Origin of the sequence: Methylobacterium fujisawaense (assembly GCF_039619325.1) — a bacterium.
Classification (GTDB): domain Bacteria; phylum Pseudomonadota; class Alphaproteobacteria; order Rhizobiales; family Beijerinckiaceae; genus Methylobacterium; species Methylobacterium fujisawaense.
On the sequence record NZ_CP155000.1, the window covers coordinates 6123632 to 6142905 of the forward strand.

At 71.5% G+C, this 19274-nt stretch carries 18 protein-coding genes; 13 read left to right on the forward strand and 5 right to left on the reverse strand.

The window, feature by feature from the left end; all coding sequences use genetic code 11:
• Positions 1 to 72: 72 nt before the first annotated feature.
• Positions 73 to 345, reverse strand: a complete 273-nt coding sequence (locus ABC766_RS29110; protein ID WP_043352300.1) for a hypothetical protein — start codon at positions 343 to 345, stop codon at positions 73 to 75.
• A gap of 144 nt (positions 346 to 489) precedes the next feature.
• Between ABC766_RS29110 and ABC766_RS29115 the strand changes: the two genes are divergently transcribed.
• From ABC766_RS29115 to ABC766_RS29150, 8 genes are all read left to right on the forward strand, one after another.
• Positions 490 to 993, forward strand: coding sequence for a pyridoxamine 5'-phosphate oxidase family protein (locus ABC766_RS29115; RefSeq protein ID WP_043352302.1), 504 nt, complete (start codon positions 490 to 492; stop codon positions 991 to 993).
• A gap of 122 nt (positions 994 to 1115) precedes the next feature.
• Positions 1116 to 2408: a nicotinate phosphoribosyltransferase gene (gene pncB / locus ABC766_RS29120; protein WP_043352305.1), complete on the forward strand. Its 1293-nt coding sequence runs from the start codon at positions 1116 to 1118 to the stop codon at positions 2406 to 2408.
• Positions 2409 to 2521: 113 nt separating this feature from the next.
• Positions 2522 to 3976, forward strand: a complete 1455-nt coding sequence (locus ABC766_RS29125; protein ID WP_345820074.1) for an MmgE/PrpD family protein — start codon at positions 2522 to 2524, stop codon at positions 3974 to 3976.
• 114 nt (positions 3977 to 4090) lie between these two features.
• Entirely contained in the window at positions 4091 to 6145 is a 2055-nt protein-coding gene (locus ABC766_RS29130; protein ID WP_345820075.1) for an AI-2E family transporter, read from the forward strand.
• A gap of 118 nt (positions 6146 to 6263) precedes the next feature.
• Positions 6264 to 7052, forward strand: a complete 789-nt coding sequence (hisN, locus tag ABC766_RS29135; protein WP_345820076.1) for a histidinol-phosphatase — start codon at positions 6264 to 6266, stop codon at positions 7050 to 7052.
• A gap of 139 nt (positions 7053 to 7191) precedes the next feature.
• Positions 7192 to 8328, forward strand: coding sequence for a hypothetical protein (locus ABC766_RS29140; protein ID WP_345820077.1), 1137 nt, complete (start codon positions 7192 to 7194; stop codon positions 8326 to 8328).
• 72 nt (positions 8329 to 8400) lie between these two features.
• Positions 8401 to 9846: a YcjX family protein gene (locus ABC766_RS29145; protein ID WP_043354447.1), complete on the forward strand. Its 1446-nt coding sequence runs from the start codon at positions 8401 to 8403 to the stop codon at positions 9844 to 9846.
• A 31-nt stretch (positions 9847 to 9877) separates the two neighbouring features.
• The gene (locus ABC766_RS29150) at positions 9878 to 10909 is read left to right on the forward strand and encodes a YcjF family protein (RefSeq protein ID WP_043384384.1); all 1032 of its coding nucleotides are present in this window, start codon (positions 9878 to 9880) and stop codon (positions 10907 to 10909) included.
• Between the two features lie 4 nt (positions 10910 to 10913).
• Here the strand turns inward: ABC766_RS29150 and ABC766_RS29155 are convergent, their stop codons facing one another.
• From ABC766_RS29155 to ABC766_RS29165, 3 genes are all read right to left on the reverse strand, one after another.
• On the reverse strand, positions 10914 to 11141 hold the full coding sequence (locus ABC766_RS29155; protein ID WP_012319110.1) for a hypothetical protein: 228 nt from the start codon (positions 11139 to 11141) through the stop codon (positions 10914 to 10916).
• 149 nt (positions 11142 to 11290) lie between these two features.
• Positions 11291 to 11848, reverse strand: a complete 558-nt coding sequence (locus tag ABC766_RS29160) for an alpha/beta hydrolase (protein ID WP_345820078.1) — start codon at positions 11846 to 11848, stop codon at positions 11291 to 11293.
• 46 nt (positions 11849 to 11894) lie between these two features.
• On the reverse strand, positions 11895 to 12968 hold the full coding sequence (locus tag ABC766_RS29165; protein ID WP_345820079.1) for a UV damage endonuclease UvsE: 1074 nt from the start codon (positions 12966 to 12968) through the stop codon (positions 11895 to 11897).
• Positions 12969 to 13081: 113 nt separating this feature from the next.
• Between ABC766_RS29165 and ABC766_RS29170 the strand changes: the two genes are divergently transcribed.
• The 3 genes from ABC766_RS29170 to ABC766_RS29180 all read left to right on the forward strand — a co-directional run bounded on the left by ABC766_RS29170 (position 13082) and on the right by ABC766_RS29180 (position 16077).
• A complete protein-coding gene (locus tag ABC766_RS29170) occupies positions 13082 to 14272 on the forward strand; it encodes a YihY/virulence factor BrkB family protein (RefSeq protein ID WP_043354433.1) in 1191 nt (396 codons plus the stop codon).
• Positions 14273 to 14372: 100 nt separating this feature from the next.
• A complete protein-coding gene (gene msrB / locus ABC766_RS29175; RefSeq protein ID WP_043354431.1) occupies positions 14373 to 14783 on the forward strand; it encodes a peptide-methionine (R)-S-oxide reductase MsrB in 411 nt (136 codons plus the stop codon).
• A 319-nt stretch (positions 14784 to 15102) separates the two neighbouring features.
• Complete coding sequence (locus tag ABC766_RS29180; protein WP_043354429.1) at positions 15103 to 16077, forward strand: hypothetical protein; 975 nt, start codon at positions 15103 to 15105, stop codon at positions 16075 to 16077.
• 185 nt (positions 16078 to 16262) lie between these two features.
• Here the strand turns inward: ABC766_RS29180 and ABC766_RS29185 are convergent, their stop codons facing one another.
• On the reverse strand, positions 16263 to 16691 hold the full coding sequence (locus ABC766_RS29185) for a L,D-transpeptidase (protein WP_345820080.1): 429 nt from the start codon (positions 16689 to 16691) through the stop codon (positions 16263 to 16265).
• A 244-nt stretch (positions 16692 to 16935) separates the two neighbouring features.
• Between ABC766_RS29185 and ABC766_RS29190 the strand changes: the two genes are divergently transcribed.
• A complete protein-coding gene (locus tag ABC766_RS29190) occupies positions 16936 to 18309 on the forward strand; it encodes a dicarboxylate/amino acid:cation symporter (protein WP_043354440.1) in 1374 nt (457 codons plus the stop codon).
• A complete protein-coding gene (locus ABC766_RS29195) occupies positions 18309 to 19247 on the forward strand; it encodes an ROK family protein (RefSeq protein WP_043384370.1) in 939 nt (312 codons plus the stop codon). The genes ABC766_RS29190 and ABC766_RS29195 overlap by 1 nt, the downstream gene beginning before the upstream one ends.
• Positions 19248 to 19274: the final 27 nt, after the last annotated feature.

A 19274-nucleotide genomic window follows, 5' to 3' on the forward strand; every position in this document is an offset into this window, starting at 1 on the left:
CGGCCCGATCGCCTGCGTCCCGACGCCCGTCCTGCCCGGATCGGCCTCACGCCGCTCCGCGGTCGTCTTCGGTCATCGCGGTCGAGCGATGAGGTTACAGTCTTCCATGGGTCCGCGCACCACGGTCCCGTCGCCGCGCCGGTAGACGCCGTGACGCAGGCGGCGGCAGCCGAGGGGGCCACGCAGGCGCTTCACGCGCTCGATATGGACGCTGCCATAGCGCCGGTGCGAGAAGTCATGCCCGCCGATGCGCACGCCCGGGCCGAAGCGCACCTCGGCCGCGGCCGGCCGCAGGCTGAGGCCGAGCGTGACCAGCACCAGCGGCACCGCCGCACGGACGATCATCCGAACGCGTTTCATCCGAACCTCCGTCACCGCACGGGCAAGCTGAACCAACGGGAGATTGATCCGTTGTCGGGGCAGCCTTCGGCGCCCCCCCCTCTCGGAGAGGCCCGCCGGGACCGACACGACGCGTAGGAGACCATTTTCATGCATCAGGGCAACCACCGCGACCACGAAGGCGCGAAGAAGCTGTTCGAGCTCATCAAGGACGTGAAGATCGCCATGATGACCACCGTCGATTCCGACGGCACGCTCAACAGCCGCCCGATGTGGAACAACGATGCCGACGAGAACGGCGACCTGTGGTTCTTCACCAAGCTGCACTCGCCCAAGACGACGGAGATCAGCCGCGACAACCAGATCAACCTCGCCTATTCCGACCCGTCGAGCCAGAACTACGTCTCGGTGGCCGGCAAGGCCGAGATCGTCCGCGATCAGGCGATCATCGACGCCAAGTGGAATGAGAGCCTGAAGACGTGGTTCCCCAACGGCAAGAATGATCCCGAGGTGGCGCTGATCCGCGTCCATCCGGAGAAGGGCGAGTACTGGGACAGCCCCAACAGCACGATGCTGCACCTCTACGGCTACGTGAAGGCCTCCCTCACCGGCGAGAGCCCCAAGACCGAGACCAAGAAGGTCGACCTCGCCTGAGGATCGGTCTTCAGGACAGGCGTTCGCACGGGCGGTTTCCGGGAGGAGGCCGCCCGTCTTCTTGACGGGCGCGGGCTCGGCATGCGCTCTGCGCCATCGAAGCGCGGCAGAGTGCGAAAAGAATGCTCGATCTGGCGAAGCGGGTCTACGATCACAGTTTCCGCATCGACCCGATCGTGCGGTCGCTGCTCGACACCGATTTCTACAAGCTGCTGATGGCGCAGACGATCCTGCGCCGGCACCCCGCGATCGAAACCACCTTCGGCATCACCAACCGCACGCGGCGCATCCGCATCGCCGACGAGGTCGATGCCGGACTGCTGCGCGAACAGCTCGATCACGCCCGGACGTTGCGGCTGAGCAAGAGCGAGATCACCTGGCTGCGCGGCAACGTGTTCCGCGGTCAGGGGCGCATCCTCGGGCCGGAATTCGTGGCGTGGTTCGAGACCTTCCGGCTCCCCGACTACGAGCTCGCCGTCCATGACGGCCAGTACGAGCTGACCTTCCACGGTCCCTGGATCGAGACCACGATGTGGGAGGTCCCGGCGCTCGCGATCCTCAACGAGCTGCGGGCGCGCGCCGTGCTGCGGGGCCTCGGCAAGCTCGACCTTCAGGTGCTCTACGCCCGGGCCATGACCCGGGTCTGGGAGAAGATCGAGCGGCTGCAGAAGCTGCCGGACCTGTCGGTGGCGGATTTCGGCACGCGCCGCCGCCACGGCTTCCTCTGGCAGGACTGGTGCGTGCAGGCCATGGCCGAAGGCTTGGGCGGCGCGTTCCTCGGCACCTCGAACTGCCTGATCGCCGCGCGGCAGGAGGTCGAGCCGGTGGGCACCAACGCCCACGAGTTGCCGATGGTCTACGCCGCCCTCGCCGAGGACGACGGGGCGCTCGCCGCCGCGCCCTACGCGGTGCTGGCCGACTGGCAGGAGGATTACGGCGGCAACCTGCTGGTGATCCTGCCCGACACCTACGGGACCACCGGATTCCTGGCCAATGCTCCCGACTGGGTCAGCGACTGGACCGGCATCCGCATCGATTCGAAGGATCCGATCGAGGGCGGCGAGGAGGTGATCCGGTTCTGGCAGGCGCGCGGGCACGATCCGCGGGACAAGCTCGCGATCTTCTCCGACGGGCTCGACATCGACGAGATCGAGCGCATCCACGCCCGGTTCCACGGGCGCATGCGCATCGGCTACGGCTGGGGCACGCTGCTCACCAACGATTTCCGCGGCCTCCTGCCGGACGGCAAGCTCGATCCGGTCTCCATCGTCTGCAAGGTCACGGAGGCGAAGGGCCGACCCACCGTGAAACTCTCCGACAATCCCACCAAGGCGCAGGGCCCGGCCGACGAGGTCGCCCGCTACCGGCGGGTCTTCGGCGTGGGCGAGCAGGAGGCGCTGCCGGTGCTGGTCTGAGAGCGGTGTCAGACCGGGCGCGATGAAACGCCCCGGCTGACCGGACACAATCGAATTCATTATCATGTCGACCAACCGGAGCCGCCGGGAGCGGCCCTGCCTGGGAGAACGCCATGTCGATGAATCGCCGCTCGCTCATCGGGGCCGCGGGGCTCGCCCTCGCGACGCCCGCGCTGCAGGTCGGACAGGCCGCCGAGGCGGCAAAGCCCGCCGCCAAGACGCCGCCGCCGCACGTCACGAAGATCCTCGCCCAATGGATCCTGGGGTCGTCCTACGACACGCTGCCCGATCCGGTCCGCCGCGAGAGCGTGCGCAGCGTCCTCAACTGGGTGGGGGTGGCGATCGGCGGCTCGCACCATGAGACCGTGGATGTGGCGGTCTCGGCGCTGCAGCCCTTCTCGGGTCCGCCCCAGGCCGGGCTGTTCGGCCGGACCGAGCGGTTCGACATCCTGAACGCCGCCTTCCTCAACGGCGTGTCGAGCCACATCTTCGACTTCGACGACACCCACCTGAAGACGATCATCCACCCCGCCGGCCCGGTCGCCTCGGCGATCCTGGCCTATGCGGAGATGAAGCCGGTCACCGGCAAGGCCTTCCTCGACGCCCTCGTGGTCGGGATCGAGACCGAGTGCCGGATCGGCAATGCCGTCTACCCGAACCATTACGATGCCGGCTGGCACATCACCGGCACCTGCGGGCCGTTCGGCGCCGCGGCGGCCGCCGGCAAGCTGATGGGTCTCACCGAGCAGCAGATGGTCTACGCGCTGGGGCTCGCCGCCTCGCAGCCCGTGGGCCTGCGCGAGTCGTTCGGCTCGATGAACAAGAGCTTCAACCCGGGCCGGGCAGCCTCCAACGGCCTGTTCGCCGCGATCCTGGCGGCGAAGGGCTTCACCTCGTCGGACGGGATGATCGAGGCCAAGCGCGGCTGGGCGAACACGATCTCGACGAAGCAGGACTGGTCGGAGATCACCGACGGCCTCGGCAGCCGCTACGAGGCGCAGCTGAACACCTACAAGCCCTTCGCCTGCGGCATCGTCATGCACCCGACGATCGACGCGGCGATCCAGATCCGCGACGCCGACAACGTCCGGCCGGAGGACATCAAGCGAGTCGACCTGAAGGTCCATCCGCTCGTGCTGGAGCTGACCGGCAAGACCGCGCCGAAGACAGGCCTGGAGGGCAAGTTCAGCATCTACCACGCGGCGGCGGTGGCCTTCGTGGAGGGCGCGGGCGGCGAGAAGCAGTTCAGCGACCGGGCGGTGAACGATCCGCGCGTGGTGGCGATGCGCCAGAAGGTGGTCCCGGTGATCACCCCCGGCATCGAGCCCGCGCAGGTCGACATGACCGTGACGCTGAACGACGGGCGGACCGTCCACCGGTACATCGAGCATGCCATCGGCAGCGTCGAGAAGCCGATGTCCGACGCGCAGCTGGACGCGAAGTTCGCCGATCTCGCCGCCGGAATCCTCCCGGAGGCGCAGGCCAAGCGGGTGATGCAGCTGTGCCGGTCGCTGCCCGAACTGAAGGATGCGGGCGACGTGGCGCGGGCCGGCGTGTCGGGGGCGTAGACGGCCGGCGCAGCCCGCGGGATCATTTTCAGCCCCCGTGCCGTTCCCCGTGCGCGTGGCTTCCGTTGCTCCCGGCGGAGTCCCGCACGTCGCGTACGGGATGCGGATCAGCGTATGGGTACCAAAACCCCGGTCGGGGTCGAACCGGCAGCCCGGTCCAGGGCGCCTCTGCTTCCGCCGCGGCCGACCCGCGTTGCCGCGGCCGAGACGCCGCGGGCCGCCATGGCGTCGCCCGTGGTGGTCGGGGCGACCATCATCGCGGCCCTGTATTTCGGTCGCGAGATCTTCATCCCCATCGCGATCGCGTTGCTCCTGTCGTTCGTGCTCACCCCGCTGGTGAACCGCCTGCGGCGGCTGCGTCTGCCCCGGCTGGTGGCGGTCGGCGTCAGCGTCGGTCTGACCCTGGGCATCGTGGCCGCCCTGGCGACCCTGATCGGCATCCAGGCGGCGGATCTCGCGGGCGACGTCCCGCGCTACCGGGCCACCATCGAGCGCAAGATCAACGGGCTGCGCGACTCGCCCGTCGGACACGCCACGGAATACGTCGCCAATATCGGGCGGGCGCTCCATGGCGGCGCCAAGGAGGTGAACAACCCGGAGGCGCAGCCGCCCGCGCCGCCGACACCGCCGCCGACGCCGCCGGGTCCCGAGCAGCCCCAGGCCGCGCCGAAACCCGTCCTGGTCGAGGTCGCCGCGAGCCCGCCGGGCCCGATCGAGATGCTGTCCACCGTGCTCTCGCCGGTGATGCATCCGCTGGCGACGGTCGGCATCGTCTTCGTGGTGCTGCTGTTCGTGCTGATGCAGCGCGAGGATCTGCGCGACCGCATGATCCGGCTGGCGGGATCGAGCGACCTGCACCGGACCACCGTGGCGATCGACGACGCCGCGAAGCGGCTCAGCCGCTACTTCGTGGTGCAGCTCGCCCTCAACGCCGCCTTCGGGATCGTGATCGGCATCGGCCTCTACGTGATCGGCGTGCCGAATCCGGTGCTCTGGGCGATCTTCGCGGCCCTGATGCGCTTCGTGCCGTATCTGGGGGCCGTCCTGTCGGCCCTCCTGCCGATGGCGCTCGCCGCCGCGGTCGATCCCGGCTGGAACATGATGATCGCCGTGGCGATCCTGTTCGTCGTGCTGGAGCCGCTCACCGGCCAGGTCTTCGAGCCGATCGTCTACGGGCAATCCACCGGGCTCTCACCCTTTGCGGTCCTGGTCTCGGCGCTGTTCTGGACCTGGCTGTGGGGACCGGTCGGCCTGCTGCTCTCGACGCCGCTCACCGTCTGCCTCGTCGTGCTCGGCCGCTACGTGGAGCGTCTGGAATTCCTGGACGTGCTGTTCGGCGACCGGCCGGCCCTGACCCCCGTCCAGAATTTCTATCAGCGGGTCCTGGCGGGTGATGCCGAGGAGGTGCTGGGCCATGCCGAGCTGATCCTGCAGCAATGCTCGCTCTCGTCCTATTACGACGACGTGGTGCTCAAGGCCCTCGAACTCGCCGCCCAGGACGCGGCCCGGGGGGTGCTGACCGCCCAGCAGAAGGCGGCGATGCGCGCGGCCCTCGCCGAGCTGATCGCCGACCTCTCCGACCGGAGCGACGCCGTCGCGGCCGCGTCCGGCGACGGGGAGGAGGGCGCCTGCAGCGCGCTGCCGATGGGTCCGACCCCGGAGGCGCTCTCCGAGGATTGGACCCGCGCGGGCGCGGTCCTGTGCGTCGCGGGCCGCGGCTTCCTGGACGAGGCCGCGGCTGCGATCCTCGCACAGATCCTGGAGAAGCGCGGCCTCGGCGTCCGCACGATCCCCTTCGCCGAGACGGCTTCCGCGCGGATCGGGCGATTCGATCCGGGGACGGCGCGCATGGTCTGCGTGGTCTCCCTCGCCCTCGACGGCGAGCCGACTCATCTGCGCCGGCTGATCCGCCGGCTGAAGGGTCGGTTGCCCGGGGTGCCGATCCTGCTCGGCCTGTGGCTCGCCCAGGATGACGGGGCGAGCCGCCTCGCCGGCGGACCGGGGGGCGCCGCGGAGGCGGATGGGCAGGTGGGGTCGCTGCGCGAGGCCGTCGAGGCGGTCCTGGCGCAGGCGGACGCCACCGTCGCAGCCGGACCCGGCGCGGCGCCGGACGGCGCCCCGGACCCGGAGCGCGGGGCGCCGCGTCTGCCGGCTTCGGCCGGCGCATGAGCCCGGGGGGCTTGACGGGCGGGGGGGCACCCCGGTTTCGTCGGGATCGGGCGGTCGGTCGGGCAGTCGGTCGGGCAGTCGGTCGGGCGGCCTTCGGGCACAGCAGGGAACGGAACGGATGAGCGTCGTCGAACTCGGACGGTTCATGGACGACCTCGCGGACGCGTCCGGCAAGGCGATCCTTCCGTTCTTCCGCGCCCAGTTCGGCCTCGACGACAAGGCCCGCGGCGGAGCGCCCTTCGACCCGGTCACCGAGGCCGACCGGGCCGCCGAGGTCGTGCTCCGGGCGATGATCGGCCAGACCTTTCCGGGCCACGGCATCCTCGGCGAGGAATTCGGCTCGGAGCGCACCGACGCCGAATGCGTCTGGGTCCTCGACCCGATCGACGGCACCCGGGCCTTCATCGGAGGCCTGCCGACCTGGGGCACCCTGATCGGGCTGAGCCGCAACGGCGTCCCGGTGCGCGGAATGATGCACCAACCCTATCTGGCGGAGCGCTTCACCGGGGACGGGCGCAGCGCGCGCCTGCGTGCGCCGTCGGGCGAGCGGACGCTGCGGACGCGGCGCTGCGCGGACCTCGCCCAGGCGATCCTGGCCACCACGGATCCGCGCCTGTTCGCGGCGGGCGCGGAGGCCGAGCGCTTCCGGTCGCTGGAGGGGCAGGTGCGGATGTCCCGCTACGGCGCCGATTGCTACGCCTACTGCATGCTGGCCGCCGGCCAGATCGACCTCGTCGTCGAGGCCGGGCTGAAGCCCTACGACATCGTCGCCCTCATCCCGATCGTCGAGGGGGCCGGGGGGCGTGTTACGGCCTGGGACGGCGGTCCCGCCGCGGGCGGCGGGCGCGTGATCGCGGCGGGCGACCCGCGGCTGCACGAGGCGGCGCTCAAGGTGCTGACCCCGTGAGGCGGCGGCGGCGCACGGCCATGTCTTTGAGCGGGGGAACGGACGGGCGCGCCGCGGTCGGAGGCACGCGCTCTCCCGCGCCCCTATGCAGGGGGCGGGAGCGCGTGGGGACTCCGATCCGCCGACAGGATCCATCCGCGTGCTGCTGAACGCGCTGATCCTGTTCACGACCCTGGTCCCCCGAGCCGAGGCCGGCGCGGCAGCCCTCACGCACGCCCTGCCGCCCCTCGCCGCGGCCTCCGCCCCGGCTGAAAGCCCGCCCCCGCGCTTCGATCCCGCCACCCGCTCGGTCTCCAACTGGCACGCCCAAACCGGCGCGCAGCTGATGCCGCGGGCGCTGGCGGTCACGGCCTCGCTGGCGGAGGATCCGCCCTACGTCGCCCGCTGCGTGCGGCTCAACAACGGCTGGTGCATCAAGTCCGCCCGCTGGTCCGGCGAGATCGGCGCCGACGGGGAGGGCCACACCGCCTTCGCCACCCTCGAGGACGGCGCCGATGCCGCCGCGAGCCTGCTGCGGCGCTACTACCGCGATTACGGCCGGCGTACGGCGCTGGCCATCGTGCGCCGCTGGGCGCCGGCGGAGTGCCGCGTCGCGTCCGCACCCGCGCGGCCGGGGCGCTCGGCCGTGACCCCCGCCGTCTCGGCGGCCCTCGCGCCGCGGGGCCTCGGGCGGACCCTCCGGGCCCGCTATCTCGCCGCGCACCGCCCCGGCGGGGCGCCACGGGGCCGGGCGGCCCTGCGGGTGCAGCCCTGGTCGCCCCTCGCCCGGATGGCCGGCCGTCCCGCCCGCCGCCCGGCTGCCGTGCCGCGCGTGGCGATGCTTCAGCCGGTGCCCGACATCGCGGCCGGGATCGCCCCGTCGGCCGAGCCGGCGCGGCCGGCCCGGAGCGTCGCCGATCCGACGGCGCTCCTCGAGCGGAAGACGGCGAGCCGGGTTCCGAGTGCCCAGCGGATGGTGGCCGAATCCGCGCTGCTGCCGGCGATCGCCGCCGGCCTGCCGGTCCTCGACCTGCGCCTGCCGGCCCCGCTCTGCACCGGCGACGAGGTCCGGATCCAGGCCTATGCCGGTCGGATCAGCGCCAGCGTCGGCCTGAAGCCCGGCGACGACCTCGACCTGTTCGGGCCGGACGGCACACCGCGCGCCAATCTGGCCCCGGTGATGCTGGCGATGTCGGCGGTGGAACTCGGCACGCTCCGGGCCGGCCCGGACCTCGTCGCCGGGGCGATCGCACGGCTGAGGCCGCTCACGCCCGCCGCCATCGGTGCAACGCCTTAGCGTCAAGCCTTGCGGTTCGGCCCCCGCCGCGCCACCTCTGCCCGGCCTGTTCCCCTCACGACGAGCCCGCCCGTGCCCCTGATCGACCTTGCCGCGCGCGCCGGCTCGGCCGTCAAAGCCTTCGCCGAAGCCTCGCACGACCTGCTGGTCCAGCCGACCCTGCGGCTGGGCGTGACCGGGCTCGCGCGCTCGGGCAAGACCGTCTTCACCACGGCCCTGATCCACCACCTCGTGGAGACGCACGCGCTGCCGGCCTTCGCCCCCGCGCAGGAGGGCCGCCTGCGCCGCGCCAAGCTGGTGCCCCAACCCGACGACGACGTGCCGCGCTTCCCCTTCGAGGAGCATTTCGCCACGCTCACCGAGGCGCGGTGCTGGCCGCGCTCCACCGACCGGATCAGCCAGTTCCGCCTGGAGATCGCCTACGAGCGTGCCGCCGGCTGGCGCACCGGCCCGGCCACCCTGATGCTCGACGTGGTCGACTACCCGGGCGAATGGCTCCTCGACCTCGCCCTGATCGAGACCAGCTACACGGCGTGGTCCCGGGCCACGATCGGCGGCACCCGCCGCCCCGGCCGCGCCGCCGTGGCGGCGCCCTGGCTCGCGGCGCTGAAGGGCTTCGATCCGAACGGGCCCCTCGACGAGGTCGCGGCCGAGCGGGCGAGCGACGCCTTCAAGACCTACCTGGCGGGCCTGCGCGCCGGCCCGGAAGCGGTGGCGACGACGCCGCCCGGCCGCTTCCTGATGCCCGGCGACCTCGCGGGCTCCCCGGCGCTGACCTTCGCGCCCCTCGATCGGCTCCCCGAGGCGATCGCGCCCGACAGCCTCGCGGGGCTGATGGAGCGGCGCTTCGAGGCCTACAAGACCAAGGTCGTGACGCCGTTCTTCCGCGACCATTTCCAGCGGGTCGACCGGCAGATCGTGCTGGTGGACGTGCTCTCGGCGGTCGATGCCGGCCCCACCGCACTGGCCGAGCTGGAGGAGGCGCTGGACGCGGTGCTGCTCAGCCTCAACATCGGCCGCAACACGGTGCTGTCGCGGCTGTTCGCGCCGCGGGCCGACCGCGTGCTGTTCGCCGCCACTAAGGCCGACCACCTCCACCAGACGAGCCACGACCGGCTCGACGCCCTGCTGCGGCTTCTGGTGTCCCGGGCGATGCGGCGGACCGAGGCGGCGGGTGCCCGGGTGGGCACGGTGGCGCTGGCCTCCGTGCGCGCCACCCGCGAGACCACCGTCCATGACGGGTCGGACACGCTGCGGGCGGTGGCCGGCACCCCGGAAGCCGGCGAGGTGGTGGGCGACGAGGTCTTCGACGGCAACAGCGAGGCCGCGATCTTCCCGGGCGAGCTGCCGGCCCGCGCCGAGGCGGTGCTGGAGGGCGCGGTTGAGCCGGGCTCGCTGCGCTTCCCGCGCTTCCGGCCGCCGCTGGTCAGGCCCGACGGGCTCGGCCGCCCCGGCCACCTGCCGCAGATCCGCCTGGACCGGGCGATGCAGTTCCTGATCGGCGACCGTCTGGCGTGACGATGTGTGCGACTCCGCGGAGCCTTCGAGCATGACCTCCGGCCAGAAACCCCGCGCCTTCCGGATCACGCCCGAGCCGGCCGCCGAGCCGAGCGTCATCACGACGCCGCTCGCCGCCCGGCCGCCCCAGGCCCGGATCGTGGACGAGCCCTTCGAGATCGTCGACGCCGCCGACGGCGTCGCCGTGCCGGTGGCGCCGCGGTCGCGCTCGCCCTGGGGCACCCTGTTCCTCTCGGCGGTGGGCGGCCTCGTCTCCCTCGGTGTCGGCCTGTCGGTCGAGCGGATGATCGCCGACCTGTTCCAGGCCGCCCCCTGGCTCGGCTGGGTGGCCCTCGCGCTTCTGGGACTTGCCGCGCTGGCGCTGCTCGCGATCGTGGTCCGGGAACTCGCCGGCCTGCGGCGCGAACGGAAGATCGAGCGCCTGCGCCAGTCGGCGCTGGACGCCCTCGCCACCCGCGACCACACCGGCGCGCAGGCGGTGGTGCAGGCGCTCTCGACCTTCTACGCCGACCGCGACACGCTGTCGGCGGGCCGCGCCCGGATCGACGCCGCCGCCGACGCGATCCTCGACGTGGACGACCGGATCGGGCTCGCCGAGCACGAGCTGCTGGCCGGGCTGGACCGGCAGGCGCGCAACGCCATCGCGACGACGGCCAAGCAGGTCTCGGCGGTGACCGCGCTCAGCCCGCGGGCGATCGTCGACGTGGCCTTCGTGGTGTTCGCGGCGGTGCGGCTGCTGCGCCGGATCGCGGCGATCTACGGCGGCCGGCCGGGCTTCCTGGGCTTCCTGCGGCTGGGGCGCGCGGCGCTCGCGCATCTCACCGTCACCGGCGGGATGGCGGTGGGCGAGAGCGTCATGCAGCAGGTTCTGGGGCTCGGGATCGCCGCCCGGGTCTCCGCCAAGCTGGGCGAGGGCGTGCTCAACGGGCTGATGACCGCCCGGTTCGGGCTCGCGGCCCTGAATGTCTGCCGTCCGCTGCCCTTCGTGCGGGAGGCCCCGCCGCGGCTCGCCGACGTCGCCGGCGAGCTGCTGCGCTCGGCCGAGGCCGAGCCGAAATCGTAGCGGGCTACTTGGCGCCCGCGGCGGCGCGGCGGTTGGCGATGCGGGAGAACATGTTGCCGGTATAGTCGGCGGTCTTCGGCTTCTCGGGCTCGCCGAGCTTGGCCTCGAAGGCCTCGATCCGCTTGAGCAGCGTCACGTCGTTGAACAGCGAGCTGTTGAAGTTGCTCTGGGCCCGGGGGCCGAGGGCGGTCTGCACCGCTTCGAGTCGTTCCAGAAGCTCTTTGCGCGTCACGGTGCTCTCCAGGGGCGGCTTCGGGACGAAGGACCGCCCGTGCCGCCACTGAAGGGGGCGGTGGTAAACAGCGCGTTAATGCGGTGACCGCGTCGGGGATCGGAGCCTGGCCGACGGCGGGTTCCGTGCAGCCCTGCCATTCAGGACCGTCACACGGACAGACCCTTCAGGAACCCGGCGAGCCGCATCAGCCCTTCGGGCCACGGCCCGTGCCCGCTCGCCACGTTGATATGGCCGGATTCGCCGGCATCGACCGTCAGCGAGCCCCAGGCATGGGCGAAGTCGTCGGCCCGCTCGTAGCGGCAATAGGGATCCGTCCGGCTGGCGACCAGAAGCGACGGGAAGGGCAGGGGGTCCCGCGGCACCGGCGCGAAGACGCGCGCCGCCGCGGGCACGTCGGGGTTCTCCTCCACGTCCGGGACGGAGACCAGCAGGGCGCCGCGCACAACCCCCGCGGGGAAAAGCGGCACCGCCTCGACGCAGGCCACGACGCCGAGGCTGTGGGCGATCAGGATGACCGGCCGAGTCGCCGCCGCGACCGCCTCGGCGATGCGCCCGCACCACGCCTCCGGCGTCGGGGCGTGCCACTGGTCCTGCTCCACCACCCGCGCCGTGGCGAGGCGGCCCGCCCAGCGGGCCTGCCAATGGTCTTCCTCGGAACCTCCGAGCCCCGGGACGATGAGGATGTCGCAATCGGCGGTCTTCATGTCGGATTGCCTAGAGCGGACCGGCGGAGACGTCGAGACCGCCCCGTCATTCGGCCGCGATCGGCGCGGCCTGCTCCAGCGCCTGGATGTGACGGGCGATCTGCATGGAGGCGCGGTTCTTCGCCTTGGCCTCGATCTCGAAATCCGCCCAGGCGAGATGGCGGGCGACGAGATCGTTCACCGCCCGGTTCCACATCATGTCGGAATGGGCCGCGAGATCCCGGACCGCGTGACCGGCCCCGCGCAGGGCGGGGAAGTCGGGCAGGGCGTCCGGATCGCAGTCGGACGAGACCGCCTCGCGCGACACGCTGATATGGGCCACGGGCCGCACGCCGCGCCAGGACTCCGTCACCCGGGCGATCCGGGGGTCGTCCGGTTCGAGGTATGCGCCGCCGCTCTCGACCCAGTGGTGGTGCAGGTCGAGCACCACCGGCACGATGTCGGCGAGTTGCAGCACCGCGTCGAGGCCGAAGACGTTCTCGTCGTTCTCCACGGTGACGAGGTCGCGCGCCACCCGGCTCGCCCGGGGCAGGGTCTCGCGGAAGCCCGCGACCCCGGGGTCGCCAGCCCCGACATGAATGTTGATGTGGGCGCCGTGCGGATGCCAGCCGCCGCCGTAGCCCATCCGGTCGAAGATCTCGGCGTGATAGTCGAGTTCCGACAGGCCGTTCGCGATGGCCGCCGGGTTGCGGCTCGCCAGCAGGCAGAACGGCCCCGGATGGAAGCTCAGGCGCACGCCGAGCCGGCGTGCGAGGGCTCCGGCCTCCGCGAGGCCGCGCTGGACCAGCGCAGCCATCTCGGGCTCGGCGTAGATCGCCTGCGCGATGGGGTGGGTGTAGCCCGGCAGGACGTTGCTCGCCATGCGCAGGAGGCGCTCCAGGGGCGGCCGGGCCCCGACCCAGGCGATCTGGCGGGCCAGCGCGGCGAGGTTGTGGGCGACGAGGCCGGCGAGCTTGGCCCGCCGGGCGGCGGGCTCAAGCTTGGTGAGATGGGCCATGGTCACGCTGGTGAGATTCATGTGCAGCGTGGCCTCCCGCTCCGCCTTGAGGGTGGCGTGGGTGCCGGGAGGCTCGTCCAGGACAAACTTGCAGCAGAATCCGAGGCGGGGCTGAGCGTGCATAACGGTCACAACGCGCGGAGGGCCGCAGCGTCCCCGCCAAATGCGCGGAACGGCCACGGCACGACGACGTTGGGAGTCCCGAGCGCGGCAGTTCCGCGCACTGGCCCCGATACATGCCTCCGTCACCGTCGCGTTCGACCGGACCATCCGAGACCGGCTCGATCCTGTGGATCCTGATGCTCGGCTCGGCTTTGGTCGCCCTCGCGGCGGCGCCGGCGCGGCGCGGCGTGTCGGCGGCTCCCCCCGCGAGCGAACCGCCCAGCGACCGCGAGCCGACGGCCGACGATCGGGGTTTGCAGAAGGGTGTGGCCGCGGGCGCGCGCTCGATCTCGGGGCGCGCCGCGCAGCTCACCGCCGCGACGCAGGCCGAGCGGGGCCGCGCCGCCGACAGCCCCACCGAGATGACGCGGTCCGGCTGGAAGGACATCGCCGTCCGGGTCTACCTGGAGTTCAACAAGGACCGTGTGCTGGCGGTCGCCGCCGGGGTGACCTTCTACTCGCTGCTGTCGCTGTTTCCCGCCATCGCCGCGCTGGTCTCCTGCTACGGCCTGTTCGCCGACGTGACCGTCATCAACGATCACCTCGCGCAGCTTCACGCGGTCCTGCCGTCCGGCGCGGTCGAACTCATCGGCGATCAGGTCAAGCGCATCGCCGCCAAGGGCAGCGGATCCCTCAGCATCACGTTCTTCTCCAGCCTGCTGCTGTCGCTCTGGAGCGCCAACGCGGCCATGAAGGCGATGTTCGATGCGTTGAACGTGGTCTACGAGGAGGAGGAGAAGCGCAATTTCTTCTGGCTGAACCTCCGGTCCCTCACCTTCACGGTGGGGGCTCTGCTGTTCATCATCATCGCGCTCAACGTGATCGTGGTCGTGCCGGTGGTGCTGAACTTCCTGGGCCTCGGCTCGACCGCGTGGCTGCTCGCGGCCCTGCGCTGGCCGGCGATCCTGATCGTCCTGCTCGGCGGCCTGTCGGTGCTCTACCGCTTCGGGCCGAGCCGGGAACATGCCCGCTGGCGCTGGGTCGGGGTCGGCAGCGTGGTCGCGGGCCTGCTCTGGCTCATCGCCTCGCTCCTGTTCTCCTGGTACGTCGCCAGCTTCGGCACCTACAACGAGACCTACGGCTCGCTGGGCGCGGTGATCGGCTTCATGACCTGGATCTGGATCTCCTCGACGATCGTGCTGCTCGGCGGCGAGATCAACGCCGAGCTGGAGCACCAGACCGCCCGCGACACCACCACGGGCGCGCCGCTGCCGATGGGCTTGCGCCGGGCGCGGATGGCCGACACCGTCGGCGCGGCCGCCTGATCGCGGCCTCGCCGGTGCCGGACGCGGCATTGCGATACGCTCCGGGACTGCCGAAAACCGTGCGCAATCCCTATATAGCTTCGCGAAAAGGGAGATCGCCATGGCCGACACGCCGACCACCAGCCCGGACACCCGCAGCGACGCGGAATGGCGCTCGACGCTGACGCCGGAGCAGTACCGGGTCCTGCGCGAGCACGGCACCGAGCGGGCCGGCACGAGCTGCCTGCTCGCCGAGAAGCGCGCCGGCACCTTCACCTGCGCCGGCTGCGGGCAGCCGCTGTTCGAGCAGGGTACCAAGTTCGAATCCGGGACCGGCTGGCCGAGCTTCTTCGAGCCCCTGCCGGGCGCCGTCGAGACCACGGTGGACCGCAGCCACTGGATGGTCCGCACCGAGGTCCACTGCGCCCGCTGCCAGGGCCATCTCGGCCACGTCTTCGACGACGGCCCGGCTCCGACCGGCCTGCGCTACTGCATGAACGGCGCGGCGATGAATTTCGAGCCCGCGGAATGAGGCGCGTTCCGGCCTAACCTGGGATCGGAATTCGGGCTCAAAAGCCGGGATATCGGGGATAGAAGGCGCCGCGGCCGGAGCCTCGACCCGATCCGGTCTTGATTTCGTCGCGTTTTTGCTTAGCGCTCTATAGTCTCAGGTTGTCGCTGTCCGGTGATTGGCGACGGAAGCGGTCAGGCTCTGACGAATACGGCGTGGCAGTCCAGCTTATACGCCGTGCGGGTCGGTTCCACTTGCACCCTTCCGTGCGGCCCGGCGGCGCTGAGGGCTGTCCGCCGGATCGGCGCACTGCCGACCAAGCGGGAGGGGTTTTGAGTTCATGAGCACCGTTCGCCGATTTCTGGTCGCACCGTCCCTGGTCCGCCTGATCCGCAAGGAGCGGGGCGGCGCCCGGATCACCGAGGGGCACTTCGCCCCGCAGGGTGGCCGCGCGTCCTATGTGCGTGTCGACGGCCAAGTCTGCCAGCTGGTCCTGGTGAACAAGGGGGCGGACGGCATCCCGGTCGAGGAGCGCACCGACGTGCCGCGCGCCCACGGCGACGCCCTGCTGGACGTCTGCCCCGGGAAGGCCGCCTACGACCGCACCACCCTGAATGCCGGCGGCCGCGAGATCGCCATCGACCGCTACGTCACCCCCGGCAGCCTGGACCTGATCAGCATCACCTTCGACAATGACGGCGATGCCGCGGCCTTCCATGCCCCGAGCTGGTTCGGCCGGGAGGTCAGCAACGAGCCGGCCTTCGAGCGGCAGGCCCTCGCGATCCAGGGCGTGCCGGCCGCCGAGGAGGTGGCGCTGAGCAACGCCGCGCTCGACGCGGTGCTGGACCTGATCGAGCCCCGGTTCGGCTTCGGCCGCTACGGCAGCAGCAGCCGGAACGCCGAGTCCGACGAGGGTGCGACGAGCGCCATGCGTCGGGCCGTGACGCCGGCCGCCGCGGCTGTCCCGGCCGCCGCGCCGGTCGTTCCCGCGCCCCCGGCCCCGGAGCCGGCTGCGGCCGCGCGCCCGCCCGAACCGGCCCCCGAGCATCACCCCGAGCCGGAGCCTCAGCCGGAGCCCGCGCCGGAGGCGGCCGCGCCCGCCGAGACGCCCGCCGCCCAGACCGGCCCGGGGGACCCCTTGCACGGAGATGCCCGCATCGACGACGTCATCGAGAGCCTGTCCCAGGCGCTCGGCGCTGCGATCCACCAGCAGCCCGATCACGCGGCGGAGAACAAGGACGCGAAGAGCGAGGATCCCGCCTCGATGTTCGAGCGCTGGACCGTCCGGCCCCGCCGGACCCAGCAGCAGACCTGAGCCCACGATAAGGCGTCAAGAAAACGGGCCGCAGCGCAGATCGCGCTGCGGCCCGTTTGCGTTTCGGGACCCGGCCCTCCTCGGGCGGTCCCGGGGGATCCGGGCCTCTGTGCCGGGTGCCGACGGCATGCGACGCAAGCGCATCTCCGCTCAGGCCTGGGGCAGGGGTGGGGCGGCCCGGTCGCTCAATCGCGGATCACCACCGTCGCTCCGCCGCGGCTGCGGGCAAGGCCGAACAGGGCGGCGGCATGGCCGGGCGACAGGCGGATGCAGCCGTGGCTCGCCCGGCGCCCGAGGGCCCCGGTGGCATAGGTGCCGTGGATCGCGTAGCCGCCGCGGAAGAACATCGCGTGCGGCATCGGAGAGCCGTGATACTTGCGGGAGCGCCACATCGGCGCCATCAGCCCGACGCGGAACCGTCCGCTGGGCGTGACGTAGCCGCGACGGGCCGTGGATACGGGCCATTCATAGGCCGGATAACCGTCGACATAGACGCGCATGCGCTGCCGCGACTGGTCGATCCGCGCGACGACGCCGGCCGAGGCGGGCTCGATCAGGATGCCGGTGAGCAGCGCGCCCAGGAACGCCGTTCGGGCCCGGTGGAATCCAGCCACGGACACTCTCCAGAGCTCACCGGATGCCGTCGATTGGCCGGCTCAATCCGCCGGAGACCAGAAACAGCCGCGCTGCTCAGCCTGCGCGCACTTGTCAGACGAGAGAAGTGACTTCGGCCGGGATCGACAGATTTTTGTCACGGATGGTTCCCGGACCATAACCGTGCGGGCGTTGAGGCGCCGGATGATAATCGCTAGCGTGCCGGCACAATGGGAGGGTGCGCGGTCGTCGCACGGGATGGACATGGCACAGGCAATCCACGCGCCGGCTCCCGCCGCAGCGCCCCGCGAGCCTTGGTACAAGGTGCTCTATATCCAGGTCCTGATCGCCATCGCGCTCGGCGTGCTGCTCGGCTGGTACGACCCGGCCACCGGCAAATCGATGAAGTGGCTCGGCGACGCCTTCATCGGCCTGATCAAGATGATGATCGCGCCGATCATCTTCTGCACCATCGTGCACGGCATCGCGTCGATCGGCGACCTGAAGAAGGTCGGCCGGGTCGGGCTGAAGGCGCTGGTCTATTTCGAGGTGGTCTCCACCATCGCGCTCCTGATCGGCGTCATCGTCGGCGAGGTGATCAGGCCCGGCGCCGGGTTCAACGCCGACCCGTCGAAGCTCGACGCCAGCAAGGTCGCGACCTACGCCAGCAAGGCGGCCGCCGATTCCACCGTCGCCCACATCCTGGCGATCATCCCCAAGAGCTTCCTCGATCCCTTCGCCACCGGCGACCTGCTTCAGGTGCTGCTGATCTCGATCCTCACCGGCGTCGTGGTGACGAACCTCGGAGAGCGGGCGGCCGGCGTAAACCGGGCGATCGACACCGCCGGCCAGATCTTCTTCCGGATCATCGGCATCATCGTGAAGCTCGCCCCCGTCGGCGCCTTCGGCGCCATGGCCTTCACGATCGGCGAGTACGGCATCCAGAAGGTCTACGACCTCGCGTGGCTGGTCGGCACCTTCTACATCACGGCGCTGCTGTTCGTGCTCGTTGTGCTCGGGACGATCGCCCGGATCGCGGGCTTCTCGATCCTGCGCTTCCTCGCCTACATCAAGGACGAGTTGCTGATCGTGGTCGGCACCTCCTCCTCCGAGACGGTGCTGCCGCAGCTCATGACCAAGATGCGCCGGCTCGGCGCCTCGGACTCGGTGGTCGGCCTCGTCGTTCCGACCGGCTACTCGTTCAACCTCGACGGCACCAACATCTACATGACGCTGGCCACGCTGTTCCTGGCGCAGGCCGTGGGTGTGGACCTGTCGATCAGCCAGTACGCGACCATCATCCTGGTGGCGATGCTGACCTCGAAGGGCGCATCGGGCGTCACCGGCGCGGGCTTCATCACCCTGGCGGCGACCCTCTCGGCGATCCCCAACAGCCCGGTCCCGGTGGCCGCCATGACCCTCGTGCTCGGGATCGACAAGTTCATGTCCGAGTGCCGCGCGCTCACCAACCTCGTGGGCAACGGCGTCGCCTGCGTGGTGGTCAGCCGCTGGGAAGGCGAGCTCGACGTGGCCAAGCTCAACGAGGTGATGGCCCATCCGCTCGCCATCGGCACCCACATCGCCGACGAGGCGCCGCAGCCGATGGGAACCGACAGCAAGGTCGCTGCCGCCGAGTGATGGGGTCGCCCGCGGCAGGATCCGGAGGGCGCCCGCGCCTCGGCATCGATCTCGGCGGCACGAAGATCGCCGGGATCGTCCTGGGCCGGGACGGCTCGACCCTGGCCGAAGCCCGGGTGGCCGCCCCGCGCGGCGCCTATGGGGAAACCGTCGAGGCCGTGGCCGATCTGGTCCTGCGTCTCGAAGCCGAAGCCGGCATGCCCTGCAGCGTCGGCATCGGCATGCCGGGGAGCCTGTCCCCGGCGACGGGCCTCGTGCGCAACGCCAACTCGCACTGGCTCAACGGACACCCGTTCGCGGCCGATCTCGAGCAGCGGCTGCAGCGGCCTCTGCGGATCGAGAACGACGCCAATTGCCTGGCTGTGTCGGAGGCGATCGACGGCGCCGGCGCCGGGGCCCGTGTGGTCTGGGCCGTGATCCTGGGCACCGGCGTCGGCTCCGGCATCGCCCTCGACGGGCGGGTGCTCACGGGGCGCAACGGCATCGCGGGCGAATGGGGCCATGGTCCCCTGCCGGCCCCCCGCGACGACGAGCGACCGGGTCCCGCCTGCTATTGCGGCCGCCGGGGCTGCGTCGAGACCTGGCTGTCCGGGCCCGGGCTGGCGGCGGACCACGCCCGGCGGCACGGCGGGAACCTCACCGCGGAGGCCGTCGTCGCCGAGGGCCGGACCGGCAGTCCGGCGGCGCAGGAGACGCTGGCCGCGCATCTCGAGCGGCTCGGGCGCGCGGCCGCCCAGGTGGTGAACCTGCTGGACCCGGATGTGATCGTGATCGGCGGCGGCCTGTCGCGGATCCCGGAGCTGATCGCCGGCCTGCCGGCCGCGATCGCCCCCCATGTCTTCTCGGACACCTTCGACACCCCCATCCGGGCGAGCCTGCACGGGGACGCATCGGGCGTGCGCGGCGCGGCATGGCTGTGGGAGGCAGAGGGCGCCTGATCCCGGCCAGGGCCCCGTTGCACGATC